This is a genomic window from Paenibacillus humicus NBRC 102415 (genome assembly GCF_004000905.1).
Lineage (GTDB): Bacteria > Bacillota > Bacilli > Paenibacillales > Paenibacillaceae > Paenibacillus_O > Paenibacillus_O humicus.
In genome coordinates this window covers 1-19,875 of record NZ_BIMD01000070.1, presented here as the reverse complement: position 1 = coordinate 19,875, position 19,875 = coordinate 1, and the positions used below count along the sequence as shown (strand labels likewise).

Sequence of the window (19,875 nt, the reverse complement as noted above, 5' to 3'; positions counted from 1 at the left end):
GGCCGACAAAGCAGCAGCAGCTCAAGCACGAACGGCCTATGAAGCTCTGACCGCAACCCAGAAGGCGATTGTAGGAGATATCACGCGCTTGACGGAAGCAGAGGCGGTTATTGCTGGCCTCGAGACCCTTACAAGCAAAGTGTTGACCACTTTTGATTTCTCTACCGTTTATGCTGCTCAAGCCAGGGGAGAAAGCAAAACGATAACGTCAACAAATTTCCAAGCGAACCCGAAGCATTTCACGATAAGCGACGGGAAGATCACCATTCCGGTTGACCTGACCTGGAACATTCCGTTGAACGGATTCACTACAGGACAGGTGGTAGGCTCGGCGGTAGACAGCTTTATCCAGGACTACTGCAATGCGCATGGAATCGACCTTGGTAACCGGACCTTAGGCGGGATGGGGTTTGAAGACACCTTCTTCATCACTACCTTCAAAACCGGATCTTCCGCTTCGATTACATTGGGCGGAAATGATTGGTCCTTCTTCTTCCAAAACAATCATTACACCGGGACGGACGAGGACAGCTCCAAAAACCGTACGTTCACCATCGGCGACGGCGCAGCAACGGCAACGATTATGCTGGATTGGAATTATGCCGACATGGCTGCCTTGGTCAGTGATCTGAATAATCAGCTGAACGCGGCATCCGTAGCCGCTATCGCCGTAAAAGTAAACGAGAATCAATTCAAGCTCGTTCCGAGCTCCTCTGATAAAACCATAACGGTTTCGGGAAGAGACAAAGATGTACTGTTCGGCAATTAAGAGGTTAATGGCCGAATAACAAGATGAATAGCAGGCTGCATGATCGTGCTCCTTCAGCTGTTCATCACGGAGCTCGGCCGCAGGACGGAAATAGAGAGAAGCCGCATACCGGATCGGTATGCGGCTTCTCTCCGTTTTCAAAAGGCTAGCCTTCCTTGCCTGCGAAGGTCACTCTGTTCTTTCCTTCGCGCTTCGAGCGATACAGAGCCTCGTCGGCTTTGCGGATGACCGAGATCGGATCCGGGTCGTCATCCGGCCATCGGGCTGCGCCTACGCTGCAGCCGATTTCAATGGAATGGCCATCAATCAGCAAGGGTTCATTGATGGCCTGGATAATCCGGTGCGCCAGCGCGGTGCCGCCGGCTTCGGAATCGTTTGCGGAGGTGTAGAACACGGCCAGGAACTCGTCGCCTCCCAGGCGGACCGCAAGCTCTCCAGCACGTATGCAGGAACGGATTCTAGCCGCTGTCTGCTGCAGGAGCAGATCGCCGACTTGATGGCCGTACTGGTCGTTGACCAGCTTGAAGCCGTCCAAATCCATGTAGAGAAAGGTCAGAACCTTGCCGCTGCGGGCAGCGGCGACCGCGTGGTCCAGATACGAATCCAGCGCGCGGCGGTTGGGAAGTCCCGTAAGCTTGTCCTGATGAGCCTGATTTTCCATCTCATCGAGCGCAAGCTCGGTCTTCGTCAGGTCCGTGACCAGGTGATGGAGGGTTTTCGACAGAATTTCAATGTCGCGGATGCCTTTATGGATCGGAATCGCCGAATGCTCGCCCCGGAGCAAGCGCTCGGCGGCAACCGTAATCCGTTTCAACGGGCGAGCGGCCATGCCGGCGGTGAACCACCCCGCTATCGCGAACACGAGGGCGGTCAATACCCCGATCCCAATAATGAAATGCCGGATATCATCTACGGGAGCGTAGGCGATGTCGATCGGCTGCCTGATGATGACGGTCCATCCGAGTCCCTTGTAGTTCTGATGCCCGTCTCCAAGCGCGTACCCCGTCAAATAGGTTTTGCCGTCGCTCCAGCGTTCCTTCGAATAGCCGTTCTTGCCGGCTTGAGCTTCCGACAAGCTGTTCAGCACCAGCGGCTTGCCCACCATGGAGGAGGGGCCGATGAGAACCGTATCGTTGTTTCGGCTGACAACCAGAATATCTACTTTTTCTTTATGTTCTTGCAAGGGATGCAAAATAGAGGCTTCGATCTCGCGGGCCCAGGCCCAGCTGAGATGAGCCGCCAGCACCCCTTGAACGTTCAAGGCCTTGTCGTAGATCGGCAGGCTGATGTCGACAAACTGCATCGGCTCTCCGGTCGGATTGGGAAGAAGCTTGCCCAGCAGGACCGCCTCATGGACGTCTCCGATGAACTTCCCTTTTATCCCTTCCTGAAAAACAGGACGCTGAGCGATGTTGCTGCCCGTCAAAATCCCGTCGGTGGATGCGATGACCGTTCCCTTCGGGTCCAGATAGCCTACCCAGGTAAATGAAGGCAGGCTTAATTTCAATTGATCCAGCAAAGCTCGGATTTGCTCCGGGGAGCCGGGATGCTGCAACGCTTCCAGCTTGCTCAGCACATCGAGCTCACCCGAGCGTGACCACATGAAGGAATCCAGTTTATCCGCCATCTGATAGGATGTTTCCGATAGGGACTGGCCGATCTGGGATTCGATTTCAACGGTTGTTTTGCTGCCGATCGACCAGCTCAGCGCTCCGGTCAGCAGAATGATTACGGCGGCGAGCAAGACGGCGAAAATGGATCGAAGCGAATAAGACATCGGTAGGATTACGTTCCTTTCTTGGCGTATGCTGTCGTAAGGGATACGATGGACCTGCAGCACCGCAGTTTCAATCATCAAGCATGTCCTCGAAGAGAGAGCGAGCTCAGGAAAACGAACAAGACAGGCGATGACAGCCCCGCCGATTCGGCAGCTTCATCTTCTCCTTCCTTATATCGGTTAGGTACAATGGACATTATAGCGCATGCTTTTCCAAGGTAGGCTCCGAGCCGGCAGGATTCCGCTTCTCCGTCCGTCTGCACATCGGTCGTCCAAGCGGGCATAGTAGAAGCAAGAGATGGGCTTGTTTACACTTTTTTCATATGGAGGCATTGGGGTGGATAAAGTTGTGGTCCCGGAATGGGTGGAGTCCCTTTTTCCGTTCTATACATTCGACAGCATCCAATCGCTCTATGGCAGCGCGAATCTGCCGATCGGGCAGAGCTCTACCGCATTGGTCGCCATCGCCGGCGGCAAAGGCATCTTCAAGGCCGGCGATCGCAGCGGCGAAATTGCGGAAGGGAGCATCATTCTGCTTCCACCATGCAGCGAGGCCGCTCTGATTGCGGACCGTCTGCAGCCGCTCCATGCCTATACCCTCTCCATCGGCTCCATGGAGCCGAAGCAGCTTGCAGAGGGAATGATGCGCAAAAGCGATATCGCCTCCAATTCAGAGGTTCGCTTCTTTCCCTGCGAGCCGGAGATGGCTGCCCTTGTAGAGGAGCTGTACGTCCATCGTTCTCCGGAAAGCGAAGCCCGCCATGTCCGCAATCAGATCGTCTTCCACCAGCTCGTTCTCATGCTGCTCGAGCGGCAGCATTCCAGGGAGGCGGCAAGCCTGCAGCCGTCCATGGAACGAAGCCTGGCTTATTTGGAGAATCAATACAGCGGCAGGATGACGCGAGACGCCTTGGCCGAAATCGCCGGAGTGAGCTCGTCCCATTATTCCATTCTGTTCAAGCAGCTGACCGGCTTCTCCTTCAATGAATACTTGTCGCGCCTTCGCGTTCATCGGGCCAAGGAGCTGCTCCTGAGCGGCTCGGGCACGCTGAGAGAGATCGCGCTCAGGGTCGGCTACAAGGACGAGTTCTATTTCAGCCGGCGGTTCAAGCAGCAGACGGGAATGCCGCCCTCTGCCTACAATCGGATGCCTTTGCGGCGAGCAGCCGTCATGCTGACTCCATACGCCAGCCACCTGCTGCTCCTCGGGCTGGAGCCGGCCGTCCTCATATCCGACAACAGCGAATACGTGAACGCGGAAGGGGTTCAGCAGCCGCAAGCGATGCTGTTCATTCATGCCGACAGCTCCGTCGAGCAGGTGAGGTCGGCTTTGCTCGCCCATGACATCGAGCTGATCATTGCCGACAGCCGCCATCTGGACGAGCATGGGCTGCATGCCGCCCAGCTGCGTGTCGCCGCCCCGATTGCGGAGATTCCATGGATGGGGGTCGGGTGGAAGGAGCATCTCCGTCTTATCGCCCAGGTAGTCAGGCGAGCCGAGCAGGCGGAGCGATGGCTGGCTGAATTCGAGGAGGAGGAACAGGCAGCCCGTGCACGGATACAGCATAGCGGAGCGGCTGGCGAGACGATCACGATAGTGGTGGTCAAGCCGGATAAACTGCTCGTATACGGAGCCCGCAATGTCGGATATGTCCTCTACAGCTCGCTTGGTCTGCAGCCGCCAGCCAAGATCAAGCAGGAGATGAATCGCCTCGGGGAACAATTCCATTCCATCCCTATTGAGATTTCGCAGCTTGCGGACTATGCGGGCGACCGGATTATGGTCATCGTGTTTCCGGATGTCAAAGGGTCGACGGCGCATTCCGAAGCGGTGCTGGGCTCTTCCTATTGGGAGGAGCTTCCCGCTGTACGCCGCAATCGCGTTCACTTTCTGGAGAAGGATGACTGGGTGCCGTACAATCCGGTATCGATTCGATTGCAGCTTCGGCGGGCGGAGGCGCTTTTTACGGGCAATCAATAGTCCAAGCTGTTTTCGTTGCCGGCAATCAATAGTCCAAGCCCATTTCCCAACAAAAAGGCATGGCTCGAAAACCAATGCATCTCTATAATAACTCATGTAAATGAGAATGATTTTCATAATCATTACTTGGCTGTGTAGAGATCGCATCTAAAGGGAGAGAGTCATGTCATGAAAAAGCTTTCCGTTCTATTTGTCCTTGCCTTTGTTGTTCTGCTGAGCGCCTGCGGCGGCAATCAAGCCAACGATGCCGACGCCGGAAGCTCCCCGGCTCCCGCAGCGCCGCCCGCATCGGAAGCGGCAACCTTTACTTATCAATCCGAGAGCGGACCTGTCGAGGTTCCGACTCATCCGCAGCGCGTCGTCGTGCTTACCCGGTTCCTGACGGGCAACGTCATGATTCTCGGCGTACCGCTGGTCGGCGTGGACCAGATGTCCATGGACAACCCGAATTTCGCCGGCAAGCTGGACGGGGTGGAAGCTGTAGACGAAGAAAGCCTTGAAAAGATTGTGGAGCTGAACCCGGATCTCATCATCGGGCTCTCCGATATTAAAAACATCCATAAATTCAAGGAAATCGCCCCTACGGTCACCTATACGTACGGAAAGGTAGACTTCAAGCAGCAGCAGCTGGAAATCGGCAAGCTGCTGAACAAAGAAAAGGAAGCCCAAGCCTGGGTAGACGACTTCGATGCCCGTACGAAGAAAGCCGGAGAAGAGATCAAGGCGAAGATCGGCGCCGATGCGACGGTCTCGGTCATCGAGACGTTCAACAAGCAGCTCTATGTCTATGGAGACAACTTTGGCCGCGGAACCGAAATCCTCTATCAGCAATTCGGCCTGCATATGCCGGAGAAGGTCAAGGAAGCGACGAGCAGGGACGGCTACTTCGCCGTATCGAATGAAGTCTTGAGCGATTATGTCGGCGACTATGTCATTTTCAGCAAAAACGCCGATGAAGACAATTCGTTCCAGACGACGGAAACGTACAAGAACATTCCCGCTGTCCAAAATCAGCATGTCTTTGAAGCGGACGCAAAAGCGTTTTATTTCAACGATCCTCTGAGCATGGAATATCAGCTGGACTTTTTTATCAAGCATTTTCTCGGCTAAGCTCGGCACCATGGATCTTAGTTCCGAACCGGCCCTTCCGGCCGGTTTTTTTTGGTTCGGCTCCGCATGAGAAATTCGGGGCGGCGGCATGGAAAAAAAGCGGATTTCGACAAAAATCGTTCAAATTTGCCATGAAGTTAAAGAATGCATCGTTATATTCCGATATGTGTAATGTTTGCAGTCGATCCGCCGGGAGCGGAAAGGAGCATCGTCATCAACGAAAGCTCAACAAGCAACCTAGCATTCAGGCGGGGAGCAAACAGGCAACCATAGTCAGTAAAGAAAGCGGGCATGATCATGAACAATCCGTTTACGGCCGGAAGGCCTCTGGCGCTTGCGTTTGCCGGGTCGGCCGCACTGATCGGAGCGGCATCGGGTATCGTCCATTTCGCCGTGCTGTCGCTTGCGGGCGCAAGCGGCCGCAGCGCCGCATGGGGCGGAATGCTGACCTTTGTCCTGGTTCTTGCGGGAGCGGCTGCATTGACGGCGCTCTCGCCGAAGATTCGCCGCCGCTTCGGCCTGGAGCCGGCAGCAGGCGAGGCCGAGGCTGCGACTTCTGCGCTGCAGGAACAGGAGCAGTCCCAGAGCACGGAGCGCATCCTGTCCTTGGCCAAGGAAGCGGCTGCCGCTTCCGGTTCGCTCGTCCGGGACAATGAGTTCTGCAAAGACCTGGTGGAAGGAATAACGGCTTCCATCGAGCAGATCTCGCTCGGCAACGAGTCCATCGCAGTGGAATCCAGAAACAATATGGCCATGTTGGAGGAAGTCACGAAGGGGATGGAGCATATCGCGAACTCCTCGATGTCGCTTGCAGAGGAGACGGCTGTCGTAGCGGAGACCGCCGACCAGGGAGCCGCGGTCATCGACAATGCGGTATCCCAGATGAATGTCGTCTCCGAGCATGCGGCGGCTTCCTCGGAAGCATTGTCGGGAATGAGCGGCTTGAACGAGGAGATCGAGAAGATCGCCCATGTCGTGAGCCAGATTTCCAGCCAGATCAATCTGCTTTCCCTGAACGCGGCGATCGAGGCTGCCCATGCGGGCGAATTCGGCAGGGGCTTTTCGGTCGTTGCCAGCGAGATTCGCCAGCTGGCCGAGCAGTCCTCTTCTTCGGCCCGGGATATCGCCAAGACGGCTGCGGATATTCGAAGCTATTTCCGGCGTTCCTCCGAAGCGATGACCCGTTTCAACGCGGAGCTGCAGTCCGGGGTGAGCAGCGTGAACTCGGCCGGACAGGCTTTCCATGAGATCGTCGGCCTGACGGGAAGCGTATCCGAAAAGGTTCAGGAAATATCCAGCGTCACGCAGCAGATCAACGCAAGCACGGAAGAAATTTTGACCTCCGTCCGCGGAACGTCGGAGAGCACGGAAGTGGCGCTGGCCGGTTCCAAGGAAATCTCCATGTCCGCGGAGGAGCAGCTGGACGCCATGTCGCAGTCGCTCGATTCGGCACGTCTGCTGAGGCAGCAGGTGCTGGCCATCCAAGAAGAAGCATCCCGCCATGCGGCTGATCCTGAAGCAAACAGATGAAAATGGGCAGCATTCAACACTTGCCGAAGAAGGCCGTTCCTTTCATGGAAGAGCAAGGGGCCGCCGGTCCGGCGATCGCGGCCTCCATCGGAGGCCTGCATGAGCCTGCTCCGGCGCAAGCCGCCAACGGAAACGCCTAGCCGCTTTTTACAGAGAAGATTTATAGAATCGGAGAGTGGATTCGATGAAACTCGCAGAAGCCATGCTGCGTTATTTGAAGTCTGCAGGAGTCGAGTATCTGTTTGGAATTCCGGCCGGCATCATCGGACCGATCTATGATTCGCTCATCGACGTGGGCATCAAGCCCGTCATCGCGAAGAACGAGGCGGGATCGGCCTATACGGCGGCCCGTTATTCCAGCACTTCGGGAAGGCTGTCCGTATGCGCCGGAGCGGGAGCTGTAGGCGTCAGCAACATGATGAACGGCATTGCGGACGCGAAGCGGGCCAAAGCCCCGATGCTGGTCATCGCTGGCGGCATCAACCGCTGGCAGATGGGCAAAGGAGCCATCCAGGAGCTCGATGGAGAACAGATGGTGAAGGGTGTCACCAAGTACAGCGCGACGGTGCTGCGCGAGCAGGATGTGCTGGAGGAGCTGGACAAGGCGGTACGGATCGCTCTGACTCCTCCTTGCGGTCCGGTGTACCTGTGCATTCCTATCGACATCCAGCGCTTGGATCTGGACGTTCCTATTCCCGAAGCGCCGGCTGCAGCCGAGTTCTCAGCTCCTCTGCCGGACCCTGCCTCGCTGGAGCATGCGGCTGAGCTGATCCGCTCCGCAAGCAAGGGGCTGATCATGGTCGGCCGCGGCGGGCGCGGCTTCGGCGACGGCATCAGGCAGCTCAGCGAGAAGCTGCAGTGGCCCGTAATTACGACGCCGGCCGGCAAGGGAATCGTTTCGGGAGATTTTCCTTTGAATCTGGGCAACTACGGGTTCTCCAGCACGGAGGCAGCCAGCCGGTATGTGAATTCCGCCGAACCCGACTGCGTGCTTGTGCTGGGCAGCAGCCTCGGGGAAGCCTCGACCTGCAACTTCAACGACGTGCTTGTCGCCGGACGGAAGGTCGTCCATGTGGACCGCGATCCTTCCGAGCTCGGCAAGGTGTTCCATACGGACGCAGCCGTATGCGGCGATCTGAAGGAGGTTCTTCCTTATCTTCTGGAGGCTGTTCCGGCCGCATCCATCCGGTACATTCGGGAGGAGCCCGTCAACGCGCCTTACGAGCTCAACCATACCGGCATGTCTCTGCGGCTGTTCCTGGAAAACCTGAAGCGCACCATGCCGTCGGATACCCGCTATGTATGCGATATCGGGGAGTTCACCAACTTCGCGCTGAAGTACATCCATGTCCCGGACGGGGGAGACTTCGAAATCAACCTCGATTACGGAGCGATGGGCTCGGCAATCTCCGGAGCGCCCGGACTGGCCCTCGCCGATCCGTCCCGGCCGGTCGCCGTCATCGCAGGGGATGGGTGCTTCTTCATGAACGGGATGGATATTCTGACCGCCAAGGAATATCGGATTCCCGTCGTTTACTTCATCATCAACAACGCGATGCTGTCTTATGTGGAGAGGGGCCAGCAGTTCCTCTTCAGCCGCTCCATCCCGGATTACAAGCAGGAGCGCATCTCCATCGCGGCCATGATGGAAGCCGCCGGGGTACGGTCCATGTCGGTCGGCAGCATCGAGGAGATGGCGTCGATTCCATCCTTCCTCGAAAACCTGGACGGTCCGTGCCTCATCGAGGTCATTACCGATGGAACCGAGCCTGCTCCGATTCTGGACCGGCTCAAAGCGCTCGTCGTCAACTGAATTCAACTAAACTCGCCAAGAAAGAAGGATACCGAAATGGGTAGCTTCAATATTGATCTGGATAAAACGAACAAGATTTTCAACGCGCAGGTAGAAGGAACGTTCTCTCCGGAGGACGGCATGAAATCCGTGGAGGCGTACAAGGCCACCATCGCGACGATCGATACGTCCGAGTACGAAATCCGCATCGACTGCACGCTGCTCAATGTCTCGGCTCCAAGCTCGCTGCCGATTCTAGAAGGCTGCTTTGCGCTGTACAAGGAAGACGGCTTCAAAAAGGTTTCTCTCCTGCTTGCCAAAAATCCGGTGCTCAAAATGCAGCTCGGACGCGTCGCTCGCGGAGTAGGCCTGGAAAACTGCGAAATCACCGAAGTCTAAATCCGATCCAGAGGAGGCAAAGCCAATGACAGCCGTCCGAATCCGCAGCCTGGAAATCTACCATCCTTCCCACGAAGTGGACAATGAGTACTATATCGAGCGCTTCCGCCAGTCCGGCGTCGAAGTGTCGGGCTTGCTGAAGGCGCTTGGCCGCGAAAAGCGGTTTGTCATCGACAGCCCGGAAGAAAATACGTACACGATGGCGCTGGAGGCATCCCGCAAGGCGCTTGCCGCCGCCGGGTTGGCTGCCGAGGACCTCGATCTCATCATCTTCTCCTCCCAGACGCCGGAGTATCTGCTTCCGAGCAACGCTCTCAAGCTCCATAGCGGACTTGGCGGCAGCAAGCAGACGATGTGCTACGACATCAACGCGAACTGCGCAGGCATGCTGGTGGCGGTCGAGCAGGCGAGCCGCACGATGCTGAGCAATCCCCGCATCAAGCGGGCGCTCGTCGTCGGAGCGGATCACTTCTCCGTCCACAGCCCTCAGGAGCCGGTGTACCATTCCAACTTCGCCGATTCCGCGGCTGCCGTCATTCTCGAATCCCAGGAAGGAAGCGGCGGCTTCATCGATTCGCTCTATCAGACGGACACGGCGGTCATCGACAATTCCCTGTTCCCTGCCAATGGCCTCTCGAACCTGTATCGCGGGGACGCTGCCGAAGCCCAGGTCCGATTCACTCCGTTCGACGACTCCGTATGCGTCGATTCCGCGGTCGATTCCCTGCGCGAGCTGATGGAAAGCAACGGAATCCGGGACGTGGAGGTTGGCGCTTATCTGTTCTCCCAATTCTCGGTCGGCAACGTGAAGCTCGTCTCGGAGCGGCTCGGCATCGACGGCTCCAAGGTCGCTTATGTCGGGGACAAATACGGCTACACCGCCAGCAACAGCCCGTTCCTTGCCCTGCATGACGCTCTGCGGGACGGCAAGATCAAGCGCGGCGACTATCTGGTGTTCTGGACGGTCGGCGCAGGCTGGCAGAACGTATCCATGCTGATGGAATACTGATTCGTTATTCTTGTCTTAAAAAAGCTGTCTCCTTGCCGAAAGGCAGGGGGACAGCTTTTTGATTTGTCGTACAGGATGAATCCGCTATGGCCAGAGATGAAGTGACAGCATCATTTAATTTATAAAAAAGATATTTATACAGAAATAATATTAATGTGAAATGATTTTTTTCTCCTAAATAGAAATTAGTAATTTTTTACTATTTCCATGAACAAAAAAGATTGATAGGATAAAATTGCTTTAAATTCCAAATAAAAGAAATGAGAGGTGCAATTGTGAAAAAGAAGATAGTCATCCCGGCTCTGCTGGCTGTATCGATGGGATCATCTTGGGCGACCGGAGTTGCCGATGCGAAATGGACGCATGGGTACAGCGGACAAAGCGCCTATCAGAGAACGGGCAGCTGCGCGTACGGCGATCGTGCCGGAGGAGAATATGTGCAAGCCTTGCATGATGGCATGGTAGGCAACAATCTTGCCGACACAGGCACCGTTTATAGGGATAATCAATCCTGGTCCAGCGATTTGACGGGTTCCTTTGCAGACTCCAAGCAATTTTTCGCTTTTGCGGGACATGGACTGGATGCGAATGCCATCGGCAATGGAAAGGGAGCAGCCTCGCATTTCTATACCTTGAATTCCTCCACCCAATTTCACTCAAGCCACTCTGATGATGCGGCAAACGCGCAGTGGGACGAAATCAGATGGGGGAGCAACGGATTGAGGTGGGCAACGATGTACCAATGCAACTTCCTGCGGAATCTGGGTTCGACGGCCAACGATACCAAGATTCTGAATATGTTCAAAGGAATGCGGCTCATGATGGGTTTTGCGAGCATTATGTACCTCGACTCTCGCGAAGGGGGCAGGTATGCGGCCAGGATCGGCGCTGGATGGACTCTCAAGGACTCCTTCTTCGATGCGGCGGCTTACTATCAGCCGGCTCTCAAGTACGGCGAAACAAATCCGACTGGAAAGGTTATCGCAAGAGTTGTAGGCCCTACTTCCCTCGGGGGAGACAAATGGGACAGCTCTACGGGCGCAGGCCTTTCCTTCAACGGCAGCAATGCAAGTTCGTTTACCACTTGGACAAAAGAAATTACTATAAATCCTTAAGGAGGGAAAACCATCGATGAAAAAGCTCATCATTTCGGCAACCGCGCTTGGCGTTCTCGCTTTTGCAGGATATTCGTTGTCCGTTGAAGGCAAGAGCGAAGAAAAGCTGCCCGAATTGTTCATTCCGGGGATGGGGCAGAGCGTGGCGAACGACTTCAAGCTGTCGCTTGAATCCATGGACAGTTCCGAGCTCCCGGAAAAACAGCAGGTGTATAAATTCAAGAAGTTCAATATTACCCTTGAAGACGCCAGAAAAAAAGCAGCTCAATTCGATCCAAGCTTCGAGAAAGCGGCTCCCAAACAGAATGCTCAACTGAATTCGTATTCATTCGAAAATGAAACGGTATTAGTGGAAATAGAAAAAGATACTGGAAAGATGTACTACCAGGATAAGACTTATCCATCCGAAGTGGCGAAGAACATACCGAGCGATGAGGAAGCCGTTGCATCTGCAGAGGAATTTCTCGAGAAGTTCGGATGGCTGCCTGAAACTTTCGAGCCTGCGGGAGTGACGGCCAATACGATCGTTCCTGGAGATGTCAATTCCGAAACGGAAGCAGGAGACTATGTATCGACGAAAACAGTTCATTTCTACCAAAAGATCGATCAATTGCCAGTTCTCGGTGTTTCACGGATCATGGTAGAGGTTGGAGATAACGGGCAAATCGTATCGGCGAGAAAATATCACAAGGAAGTGGAGGCCTTTACGAGCTACGGCCTGAAATCAGTCCGGGAGGCCGCTCAAGACCTGCAGACGTCCAAAGGTGTCCACAATATCTCGGAGGACGCAAAAAACGTCGTTCTCGATAAGGTGGAGCTGGCTTATTACGAAGATCCGGCCAGATTGGATCAGCAGCCTTATTTGCAGCCCGTATATGTTTTTGAAGGAACCTATGATTATGAAGGAAAGAAAGTAAGCTTTTCCGGAGTTGTCCCGGCAGTCAGCAGCGGTTCTATTAAAGCCATGGATGCAGACGTTCCGCCAGCTGTAAGTTATAAGGAAAAAGAGGGGAAATAAGGTTTGAATCGAATGATGACGGTACCGCTAAAGGGGGAACGGAATTCCAGCGGCGGTCACCTTTTTTGGCACAGGAGGATGGAACTTGAAATCAAAGTGGAAGTTAGGCATGGCAGGGGCAGTTGTGCTCCTGCTCGCTGCCGCGGCATTATGGCGCTTGAACCCATGGCAATCGACGCTCCCTGCCCGTATCTTGGTTCCGCTGCCGGGCGTATCGGAGAACGGGAAGGTCAAGTGGACGTACGAAGAAAACAAAACCACTGCTGCTATCGATTCCCTCGTGCTCGTTGAAGACGAGCGGAACAAGCACTACCAGCCCGGTGATGAAATCAAGCTGATGAATACCGTTTTTGTGCTGAAGGAAATCAAAAAGGTTGGCGGAGACGAGTATGCGGCTGAGCTCATTCTCAAGAAGTAGCGCAGACGGAGGCCGAGGGAAGCGGCAGCGCATGATTCAGGGAGGCTTGCTGGCAGCTGTCCTTGTGTTGGCTATTTATGCCGTATACGATGCTTCCAGTTCCTCCGAAGAGGCTGCGGATGAGATCCTGCTGAAAGATAGGGCGGGAGGCGAGCATAACCTGAATCTATCGGACGGAAAAGTAAAGCTGATCAACATATGGGCTTCCTGGTGCGTTCCTTGCCAAAAGGAGATTCCTGTCCTGGACAAGCTGTTCCAGACATACAAAAAGGAAGTCGATTTCTATGCCGTCCATGCAACCCGGCAGGATACGGTCTATGAAGCGGTCAACTTCCAGCTGAAAATGAAGATGAAAACGCCGGTTTATTTTGATGAAAAAGGCGAGGCAGAGGAGTACTTCAAGCTTAAGTCCATTCCGACGACGATACTGGTCGATCAAGACGGGAAGAAGCATTTTATTTATGGCCCTTTGGAAAAAACGGAAGTGGAAGGTTTGCTTGAAGCCTATTTATCCCGATAAGAGAAGCGGGTCCCAAATCGGAGGGATTTCAATATTTCCTCGGAAATAGGGCTCGATGAACGAAGCTCGGCGACTGTAGCGGTCAAGCGCTTGTCCCGTCCATGAAGCGAAGCGGCAGCCCCTCTAATCGGCCTGGTTAGAGGGGCTGCTTCTCTTCTAAGAGCTTGCAGGGAGAAGGGAACATCCGGCCAAGGCCCCTAAAGCAATAAAAGCCCTCAAAGGTAGGAGAGGACTTCGGCAGCACGGGATCAAGCCCGCATGAGCATTATTCGGGGGCGTCTTTGTTCAGGCTTGGGGCTGGAGAAGGTCCTGGTACGATTTGTACGCCAGAATGGCGACAATCAAAGATCCGATAAAGAAAAAAACGGATCCTCCCAGTGTAAACAATCTGCCGATCAGGGTGTATTTAGCATCATCGATCTGGGCAAGCTGGTTCATTTCTGTCCCTCCCTAGGCCATTTATCCTAGTGTATGCATCCCTGATCAATCGGTTCTGCTCCCAGCCTGAAGCGGCAGGCTGGGAACGAGCCTTCGCATTACAGGGAGTACTTCCTGTACATGCCGACGGAAGCGGGCTCCGTATAGGCAAAGCCGTATTGCTTGTACAAGCGGTCAGCGGGCACATCGGCAATGAGGCTTACGTAGGAGCCCTTCGGCGCATGGTTGTCCAGATACTCCGTCAAATGAGCCATCACGAGCTTGCCGAGTCCTTTCCCTTGATAAGAGGGCTCTACCGCGATGTCGACGATCTGATAGAAACAGCCGCCGTCGCCGATGATCCGGCCCATTCCGATCAGCCGGTCTTCATGCCGGAGAGATACGCAGTAGATCGAGTTCCGAAGTCCGATCGCAGCTCCTTCCGGACTTTTGGCGCTCAATCCTGCGGCCTTTCGGAGACGGATGTATTCTTCCGGGGCGGGAGCTGCATGGTGGACGGATGGATTCAGGGTTCATTTCCCCTTTCAATTTTTCGTAGATACGGATCAGCCCTTAAGCAGATCCTTGGCGGAGGATTCTATCTTGTGCCGATACCGGGGCAGATGGCCGGCGAGCGCGGCGAGCGCGATCGACGCCGCCTGGCGCTCTTCGCCGGCATCGGCCAGGCATAGGGCCAGGAAAGCCTGGACGGCGTCGTCCAGATGATCGGACCCGCGCCGCTGCTCGGTAGAGAGCAGGGCGATCGCCTCCGGCAGCGCGCCGATGCCGCGCAGCAGGCTTGCGAGCTGAATGACGGCAAGCCTCCTGCGCTCTCCCTTCAATCCTCCCGATAGGGCGCGCCGGTACAGCGGCACGGCAAGATCGGACTGCCCGGCGTGCTCCAGGGAGGCGGCGCGTTCGAAGGCCGCTTCAGGACTGTCCTCGGGAAGCTCGGAAGCGAGCCGTTCCATTCGGGCGACGAGTTCCTCTCTGCTCAAGGCGTCTGCGGAGCCCCACAGCAGCGCCACCCGTTTATCCCAATCATGAGGCATAAGGCATCTCTCCTTGGTCCGTTTCCTCTCCACTATTATAGGGCTTGACTTGACGGGAACCAAGCTTGCGCGCCTGATCGGGACGTTACATTTTCGGCGGAGTCGTATACAATCGGTGTATACGAATTCGGCAAAAAAAGCGCAGCCGGACGTAAGCACCGGGAAAGAAGACAGAGGAGGAGCTCCATGCATTCGAAAGGAAAGAAGCTGCTGGCATGCTTGCCGGCCGCATGTCTGGCCATCCAGCTGACGGCTTGCGCCGCCCCGGCCGATGCCGTGGATTCCTCCGGCAGCGCCAGCCCCGCGGGGCTGAAGAACGGAGCGGACGAAGCCGGGCATGAGGCGGCAGCGGCTGCCCGTACCCCGGCCCCGACTGCCTCTGTTCCGGTGGATTCGAGCGCGCCGCAGCCATCGAGTGTCAGCCCGCAGCCTTCCCCCGCCGGCAAGGCCGCGCCCGCCAAGCAAGGAGTGAAGCCAGTGGCAGAGAAAAAGCATCGGCTGCCGGAGGGCTTCGTTTACTTGGATGAAGTCATCCCGACGCTCAAATCCGATATCCGCTATTACACCGACTACAATTTCGTGGGAAGAAGGCTGGACGGCTATAAGGCGCCATACGCCATCCTGTCCGAGCAGGCGGCCCAAGCGTTGAAGGCGGTCAGCGACGATCTTGCCGTGAAAGGACTCGGACTGCTGGTCTACGATGCCTACCGCCCGGTCAAGGCTGTCCAGCAGTTCATGTCCTGGTCCAAGGATGGGGACGATACCGCCATGAAGGACGTCTTTTATCCACAAGTGGACAAGGCCGACGTGTTCAAGCTTGGTTTCGTATCCTCCCGTTCGGGGCATTCCAGGGGCAGCACGATCGATCTCACGACCTACAGCCTGAAGACAGGCAAGCCGACCGACATGGGCAGTCCTTTCGATTTTTTCGGGGAAATCTCGAGCCACGCTACGAAGCAGATCGGAGCCGTCCAAGCGGCTAACCGGGCCGTTCTCAAGAAAGCGATGGAGAAGCGCGGCTTCCACCCCTACAGCAAGGAATGGTGGCATTATACGCTCGAAAAGGAGCCGTTTCCCAAGAAATATTTCGATTTCGACATTGAGTGACGAGAGGTTCGATGCGGCGATTTTCCCGACGCTGCAGGCATTCATTTAACGCAGGAACTGACGCAGTGGAAACGAAGCGATTCCCATGCCCGGCTTGACCAACCGGTGGTGGGGATCGCTTTATTTATTTTCGGGGAAACAAAAAAATCTATGATCCCATCCAATTTTATCGAATTTATTTAATGAAACCTTTTCTTGCCGTTGACGGCTACCTGACACAGGTCTTATATGCTTAGAGCATCAAGACATTGATCAGGAGGATGTTCGATGACAACCATTGTCCGCCGCAAGCGCGTTACCGCCCTTCTCGCCCTGTCGCTCTCCCTCGCCTTATCCGCATGCGGAGCCCAGAATGCGTCCCAGAATGCAGCCGGCCCGGCTGCAGAAGGACAGGCTCCGGCCAACACGGAAGCCTCGGCCGCTCCGGAAGCTTCGACGGAGCCGTCCAAGTCGGACGAGCCGCTCGTCGTCTACCTGAACGACTTCGACGAGATCATCCAGCCGATGTTCGAGCAGGCGACCGGCTACAAGCTGGAGCTCGTATCCGGCAACGGAGCGGAGCTCGCATCCCGCATCGAAGCGGAGAAGGGCAATCCGCATTGGGATGTCGTCTGGATGGATTCCATGCCGATGATCGACCAGCTCGGCAAATCCGGCCGCCTGCTGGAGGGCTGGACGCCGGCCGACATCGGCAACCTGACGGACTTCGCCAGCGGGCTCGTTCCGGCGAGCGGAGCCTACTATCCGACCGGCGCCCACGCCGCCGCAGTCATCGCCTACAATACGAAAGCCTTCACGAAGGACACGGCTCCGAAGACATGGGCCGATCTGACTGACGCGAAGTTCAAGAATACGCTGGGCATGGCCGACCCTGCTGTCGCCGCTCCTGCCTATCCGTTCGTCTCCTGGTTCTTCCAGAACCAAGGCATGGACGCCGCGAAAGGGTATTTCGACAGCCTGTTCAAAAACGGCATGCATGTGTATCCGAAGAACCCGAACGTCGCCAAAGCGCTGACCGGCGGAGAGATCAAAGCGGCTGCCCTTCAGGAAAGCAACGCCTACGCGCTGAAGAACAAAGGCGAGCCGGTCGACATCATCTGGCCTGCCGAAGGAGCTCCCGCGTCGGTGCGCGTCGCCGCCATCCAGAAAGAGACGAAGCATCTGGAAGCGGCCAAGGCGTTCGTCGAATTCCTGCTCGATCCGAAAACGCAGCAGGAGCTGATCGACAAGGGCGAGGAGAGCTACTTCGAGCCGTCCGCCAAAGGAGTGAACGCCAAGGCCGACCGCGCGGCGGATGCCAAGCTTGTCGTGGCCGAAGCGGCCTGGGCCGGCGAGAAGGAAGGCGAGATCAAGCAGTGGTTCGCGGACAAAGCGGTGAAATAAAGGGATGAAGTTCATACCGAGTCAAGGCAACAGGACGGGCTGGCTGATGCTGGCCGTCCTGTTCGTCCTCATCCTGCTGCCGCTGCTCGCGGTCGTCGTCCAGGTGCTCTTTCCCGGCATTTTCTTCGGCACCTTGAAGATAGGCGATCTTTCCCTGCTGCTCGACATCTTCAGACGTCCGCTATGGTACGCCTCGCTCAAAAACTCGGTCCTGCTCGGCCTGGGCACGACGGTTCTGGCCACGCTCCTCGGCGGAGCGCTGGCTTTTGCCCGTTCCCGCTGGGCATTCCGGACGGCCAGGCTGCTGGACGTATCGGTATGGCTGCTGCTGATCACCCCTTCCTTCATTCTGGCTCAGGGGTGGGTCATGTTCGCGGCTCCGGACGGCCTCGCTTCCCAGTGGCTGGGCTGGAACGGAGCGACCCGAATGGTGTTCCAGCCTGCCGGGCTGATCGCCGTCATGACGCTGAGCAAGTTCCCGCTCGCCTTTCTGACGGTGAAGGCGGCGCTGGAATGGAGGGTCGAGAGGCTGAGCGACGCGGCGCGGCTGTCGGGCGCTTCCCCATGGACGGCGCTGCGCACCGTGGAGCTGCCGCTGCTGCTGCCTGCCATCTGTTCGGGAGCGATGCTGGTGTTCATGGACACGGTCGGCGACTTCGGCCTGCCTGCCTCCATCGCAGCGGTGTTCCGCTTCCCGACGCTGCCCTATTCCATTTATTCCGCGCTGTATACATCGCCGATCCGCTTCGACATGGCCGGGGCGCTGTCGTTCTATCTCGTGCTGCTGATCGCGCTCGCGATGAGCGTCCAGCTGTACGCCATGCGCAAGTCGCGCTTCGACTTCCTCTCCTCCCGCGCGGTCAAGTCCGAGCCCCGCCGTCCGGCGAAGGGCGGCGCTCTGCTGGCGCTGGGCAATGCCGCCTTCCTCGCGGTCGCCATCGGCATCCCGCTCGGCTCCAATCTGCTGATGTCGCTACAGGGCGACTCCGCCGGCGGAGGGTTCACCCTGGAGCATTACCGCGCTCTGTTCCGGGATGGCGGGCGGCTGGCGCAAGGGCTGGCCCATTCCCTCGAAATCGCGCTCGCCGCGGCGGCCATCGGACTTGTCGTCGGCTTCCTGACGGCATATGTCCTGAACTATACCCGCTTCAAGCTGAAAAAAACGATCGACGTCCTGTCTCTCGTCTCGCTGGCGGTGCCCGGCATCGTGCTCGGCATCGGCTACATCTTCATCTGGAACCAGGCCTGGCTGCAGCCTATCGGACTGCTTCTGTACGGCACGCCGTGGATTCTGGCGCTCGGCGGCGTCGCCGGAGCCATCCCGGTCATTACCCGCATCATGGCGGGAGCGATGGCCCAGGTGCCGGAGCGGCTGCTGGCCGCGGCGCAGCTGCAGGGAGCCGGCTTCTCCCGCCGTCTGCGCACGGTGCTGGCGCCGCTCGTGAAGGGCGCGCTCCTGTCTGCCGGACTGACGGCGTTCGGCTCCAGCGTCTTCGATCTGGCGCTGTCCTCCGTGCTGTACCCGCCCAACTACATGACGCTTCCGGTCGTCATCAACAAAGCCTTCGAGGACCTCCGGTTCGGCTACGCGTCGGCGGCGACGCTGACGGGAGCCGGGCTCGTCGTCCTGATCATTCTGAGCGTGGACCTGCTGGCCAGAGGGACGCGCCGAAGTTCAAGGAGAACGACTTCATGACATCGATACTCGAGATCAGGCAAGTAGGCAAATCGTACGGCAAGCAGGAGGTGCTTGGGGGCGTCGACCTGACTGTGCAGGCAGGGGAAATCATCAGCGTGCTCGGCCCGTCCGGCTGCGGCAAGTCGACGCTGCTGCAGCTGATCGCCGGCCTTCAGCAGCCCGACCGCGGCGAGATCCTGCTGCGCGGCAAGGTGGCCGCCTCCCGGTCCGGCATGCTGGCGCCGGAGAAGCGCGGCATCAACATGGTGTTCCAAGACTATGCCCTGTGGCCCCATATGACGGTGTTCGAAAATATCGCCTACGGCATGCGCCGGGGCAAGCAGGACCAGACCGCGATCAGAGCTTCCGTGGCGGAGCTGGCCGCGCTCCTGAGGCTGGAAGGCTTGGAGCAGCGCCTGCCGCCCCAGCTGTCCGGCGGCCAGCAGCAGCGCGTCGCCATCGCGCGGGCGCTTGCGACGAAGCCGGATCTGATGCTGCTCGACGAGCCGCTCTCGAACCTCGACATGCAGCTGAGAGTCGAGATGCGCACGGAGATGGCGTACCTGTTCAAGAAGCTGGGAACGACCGTATTCCATGTCACCCATGATCCGGAAGAGGCGTTCTCCATGGCCGACCGCCTGGTCATCATGCGCGAGGGCGCGATCGACCAGACCGGCACGCCGCAGCAATGCTGGCGCCTGCCGGCTTCCGCCTCCGCCGCCAAGCTGCTTGGCGCGGGCAACCGGCTGCGGGCCATGGGCCGGAGCGGCGGAAGGGTTGCCGCAGGCGGAGCGGAGCTG

At 57.1% G+C, this 19,875-nt stretch carries 19 protein-coding genes; 15 read left to right on the top strand and 4 right to left on the bottom strand.

Going from position 1 to position 19,875, the window contains the following annotated elements:
• Nucleotides 1–769 (top strand): hypothetical protein (locus PHU01S_RS26015; RefSeq protein WP_164763187.1); only part of this gene is annotated, 769 nt, incomplete at its 5' end.
• A 145-nt stretch (nt 770–914) separates the two neighbouring features.
• On the opposite strand, the gene PHU01S_RS24100 is transcribed toward PHU01S_RS26015, so the two are convergent.
• The gene (locus PHU01S_RS24100; RefSeq protein WP_246029332.1) at nt 915–2,513 is read right to left on the bottom strand and encodes a sensor domain-containing diguanylate cyclase; all 1,599 of its coding nucleotides are present in this window, start codon (nt 2,511–2,513) and stop codon (nt 915–917) included.
• 370 nt (nt 2,514–2,883) lie between these two features.
• Between PHU01S_RS24100 and PHU01S_RS24095 the strand changes: the two genes are divergently transcribed.
• The 10 genes from PHU01S_RS24095 to PHU01S_RS24050 all read left to right on the top strand — a co-directional run bounded on the left by PHU01S_RS24095 (nt 2,884) and on the right by PHU01S_RS24050 (nt 13,438).
• On the top strand, nt 2,884–4,527 hold the full coding sequence (locus tag PHU01S_RS24095) for an AraC family transcriptional regulator (protein ID WP_232312901.1): 1,644 nt from the start codon (nt 2,884–2,886) through the stop codon (nt 4,525–4,527).
• A gap of 168 nt (nt 4,528–4,695) precedes the next feature.
• Nucleotides 4,696–5,637, top strand: coding sequence for an iron-hydroxamate ABC transporter substrate-binding protein (locus PHU01S_RS24090; protein ID WP_021880143.1), 942 nt, complete (start codon nt 4,696–4,698; stop codon nt 5,635–5,637).
• 297 nt (nt 5,638–5,934) lie between these two features.
• On the top strand, nt 5,935–7,167 hold the full coding sequence (locus PHU01S_RS24085) for a methyl-accepting chemotaxis protein (RefSeq protein ID WP_164763186.1): 1,233 nt from the start codon (nt 5,935–5,937) through the stop codon (nt 7,165–7,167).
• Nucleotides 7,168–7,351: 184 nt separating this feature from the next.
• The gene (locus PHU01S_RS24080) at nt 7,352–8,980 is read left to right on the top strand and encodes a thiamine pyrophosphate-binding protein (RefSeq protein WP_048745266.1); all 1,629 of its coding nucleotides are present in this window, start codon (nt 7,352–7,354) and stop codon (nt 8,978–8,980) included.
• A gap of 36 nt (nt 8,981–9,016) precedes the next feature.
• Complete coding sequence (locus PHU01S_RS24075) at nt 9,017–9,358, top strand: hypothetical protein (protein WP_048745265.1); 342 nt, start codon at nt 9,017–9,019, stop codon at nt 9,356–9,358.
• Between the two features lie 25 nt (nt 9,359–9,383).
• Nucleotides 9,384–10,367 (top strand): 3-oxoacyl-[acyl-carrier-protein] synthase III C-terminal domain-containing protein, encoded by a 984-nt coding sequence (locus PHU01S_RS24070; protein ID WP_021880137.1) that lies wholly within the window; start codon nt 9,384–9,386, stop codon nt 10,365–10,367.
• 275 nt (nt 10,368–10,642) lie between these two features.
• Nucleotides 10,643–11,482, top strand: a complete 840-nt coding sequence (locus PHU01S_RS24065) for a DUF6345 domain-containing protein (RefSeq protein WP_127510289.1) — start codon at nt 10,643–10,645, stop codon at nt 11,480–11,482.
• Between the two features lie 16 nt (nt 11,483–11,498).
• Nucleotides 11,499–12,500, top strand: coding sequence for a hypothetical protein (locus tag PHU01S_RS24060; protein WP_048745263.1), 1,002 nt, complete (start codon nt 11,499–11,501; stop codon nt 12,498–12,500).
• Nucleotides 12,501–12,585: 85 nt separating this feature from the next.
• Nucleotides 12,586–12,918 carry a hypothetical protein gene (locus tag PHU01S_RS24055; RefSeq protein ID WP_048745262.1) on the top strand — a complete coding sequence of 111 codons (333 nt, stop codon included), beginning with the start codon at nt 12,586–12,588 and terminating at the stop codon, nt 12,916–12,918.
• A 31-nt stretch (nt 12,919–12,949) separates the two neighbouring features.
• Nucleotides 12,950–13,438: a TlpA family protein disulfide reductase gene (locus tag PHU01S_RS24050; protein WP_048745261.1), complete on the top strand. Its 489-nt coding sequence runs from the start codon at nt 12,950–12,952 to the stop codon at nt 13,436–13,438.
• A 285-nt stretch (nt 13,439–13,723) separates the two neighbouring features.
• Here PHU01S_RS24050 and PHU01S_RS26010 read toward each other — a convergent pair whose 3' ends face one another.
• The 3 genes from PHU01S_RS26010 to PHU01S_RS24040 all read right to left on the bottom strand — a co-directional run bounded on the left by PHU01S_RS26010 (nt 13,724) and on the right by PHU01S_RS24040 (nt 14,907).
• A complete protein-coding gene (locus tag PHU01S_RS26010) occupies nt 13,724–13,876 on the bottom strand; it encodes a hypothetical protein (RefSeq protein WP_021880133.1) in 153 nt (50 codons plus the stop codon).
• Between the two features lie 98 nt (nt 13,877–13,974).
• A complete protein-coding gene (locus PHU01S_RS24045) occupies nt 13,975–14,385 on the bottom strand; it encodes a GNAT family N-acetyltransferase (protein ID WP_021880132.1) in 411 nt (136 codons plus the stop codon).
• Between the two features lie 36 nt (nt 14,386–14,421).
• Entirely contained in the window at nt 14,422–14,907 is a 486-nt protein-coding gene (locus tag PHU01S_RS24040) for a tetratricopeptide repeat protein (RefSeq protein WP_049869093.1), read from the bottom strand.
• 186 nt (nt 14,908–15,093) lie between these two features.
• On the opposite strand from PHU01S_RS24040, the gene PHU01S_RS24035 reads away from it, so the two are divergent.
• From PHU01S_RS24035 to PHU01S_RS24020, 4 genes are all read left to right on the top strand, one after another.
• Nucleotides 15,094–16,014, top strand: coding sequence for a M15 family metallopeptidase (locus PHU01S_RS24035; RefSeq protein ID WP_083436311.1), 921 nt, complete (start codon nt 15,094–15,096; stop codon nt 16,012–16,014).
• A 267-nt stretch (nt 16,015–16,281) separates the two neighbouring features.
• Complete coding sequence (locus PHU01S_RS24030; protein ID WP_049869094.1) at nt 16,282–17,397, top strand: extracellular solute-binding protein; 1,116 nt, start codon at nt 16,282–16,284, stop codon at nt 17,395–17,397.
• A 4-nt stretch (nt 17,398–17,401) separates the two neighbouring features.
• A complete protein-coding gene (locus PHU01S_RS24025) occupies nt 17,402–19,093 on the top strand; it encodes an ABC transporter permease (protein WP_127510287.1) in 1,692 nt (563 codons plus the stop codon).
• A partial coding sequence (locus tag PHU01S_RS24020) for an ABC transporter ATP-binding protein (RefSeq protein ID WP_164763185.1) occupies nt 19,090–19,875 on the top strand: 786 nt, incomplete at its 3' end. The genes PHU01S_RS24025 and PHU01S_RS24020, both read left to right, overlap by 4 nt.

Bases quoted from the DNA above. Each gene is read 5' to 3' on its own strand.
- PHU01S_RS26010 (WP_021880133.1), bottom strand. From the start codon at position 13,876: ATGAACCAGCTTGCCCAGATCGATGATGCTAAATACACCCTGATCGGC.
- PHU01S_RS24035 (WP_083436311.1), top strand. From the start codon at position 15,094: ATGCATTCGAAAGGAAAGAAGCTGCTGGCATGCTTGCCGGCCGCATGT.
- PHU01S_RS24075 (WP_048745265.1), top strand. From the start codon at position 9,017: ATGGGTAGCTTCAATATTGATCTGGATAAAACGAACAAGATTTTCAAC.
- PHU01S_RS24050 (WP_048745261.1), top strand. From the start codon at position 12,950: ATGATTCAGGGAGGCTTGCTGGCAGCTGTCCTTGTGTTGGCTATTTAT.
- PHU01S_RS24040 (WP_049869093.1), bottom strand. From the start codon at position 14,907: ATGCCTCATGATTGGGATAAACGGGTGGCGCTGCTGTGGGGCTCCGCA.
- PHU01S_RS24085 (WP_164763186.1), top strand. From the start codon at position 5,935: ATGAACAATCCGTTTACGGCCGGAAGGCCTCTGGCGCTTGCGTTTGCC.
- PHU01S_RS24030 (WP_049869094.1), top strand. From the start codon at position 16,282: ATGACAACCATTGTCCGCCGCAAGCGCGTTACCGCCCTTCTCGCCCTG.
- PHU01S_RS24090 (WP_021880143.1), top strand. From the start codon at position 4,696: ATGAAAAAGCTTTCCGTTCTATTTGTCCTTGCCTTTGTTGTTCTGCTG.
- PHU01S_RS24060 (WP_048745263.1), top strand. From the start codon at position 11,499: ATGAAAAAGCTCATCATTTCGGCAACCGCGCTTGGCGTTCTCGCTTTT.
- PHU01S_RS24080 (WP_048745266.1), top strand. From the start codon at position 7,352: ATGAAACTCGCAGAAGCCATGCTGCGTTATTTGAAGTCTGCAGGAGTC.
- PHU01S_RS24070 (WP_021880137.1), top strand. From the start codon at position 9,384: ATGACAGCCGTCCGAATCCGCAGCCTGGAAATCTACCATCCTTCCCAC.
- PHU01S_RS24025 (WP_127510287.1), top strand. From the start codon at position 17,402: ATGAAGTTCATACCGAGTCAAGGCAACAGGACGGGCTGGCTGATGCTG.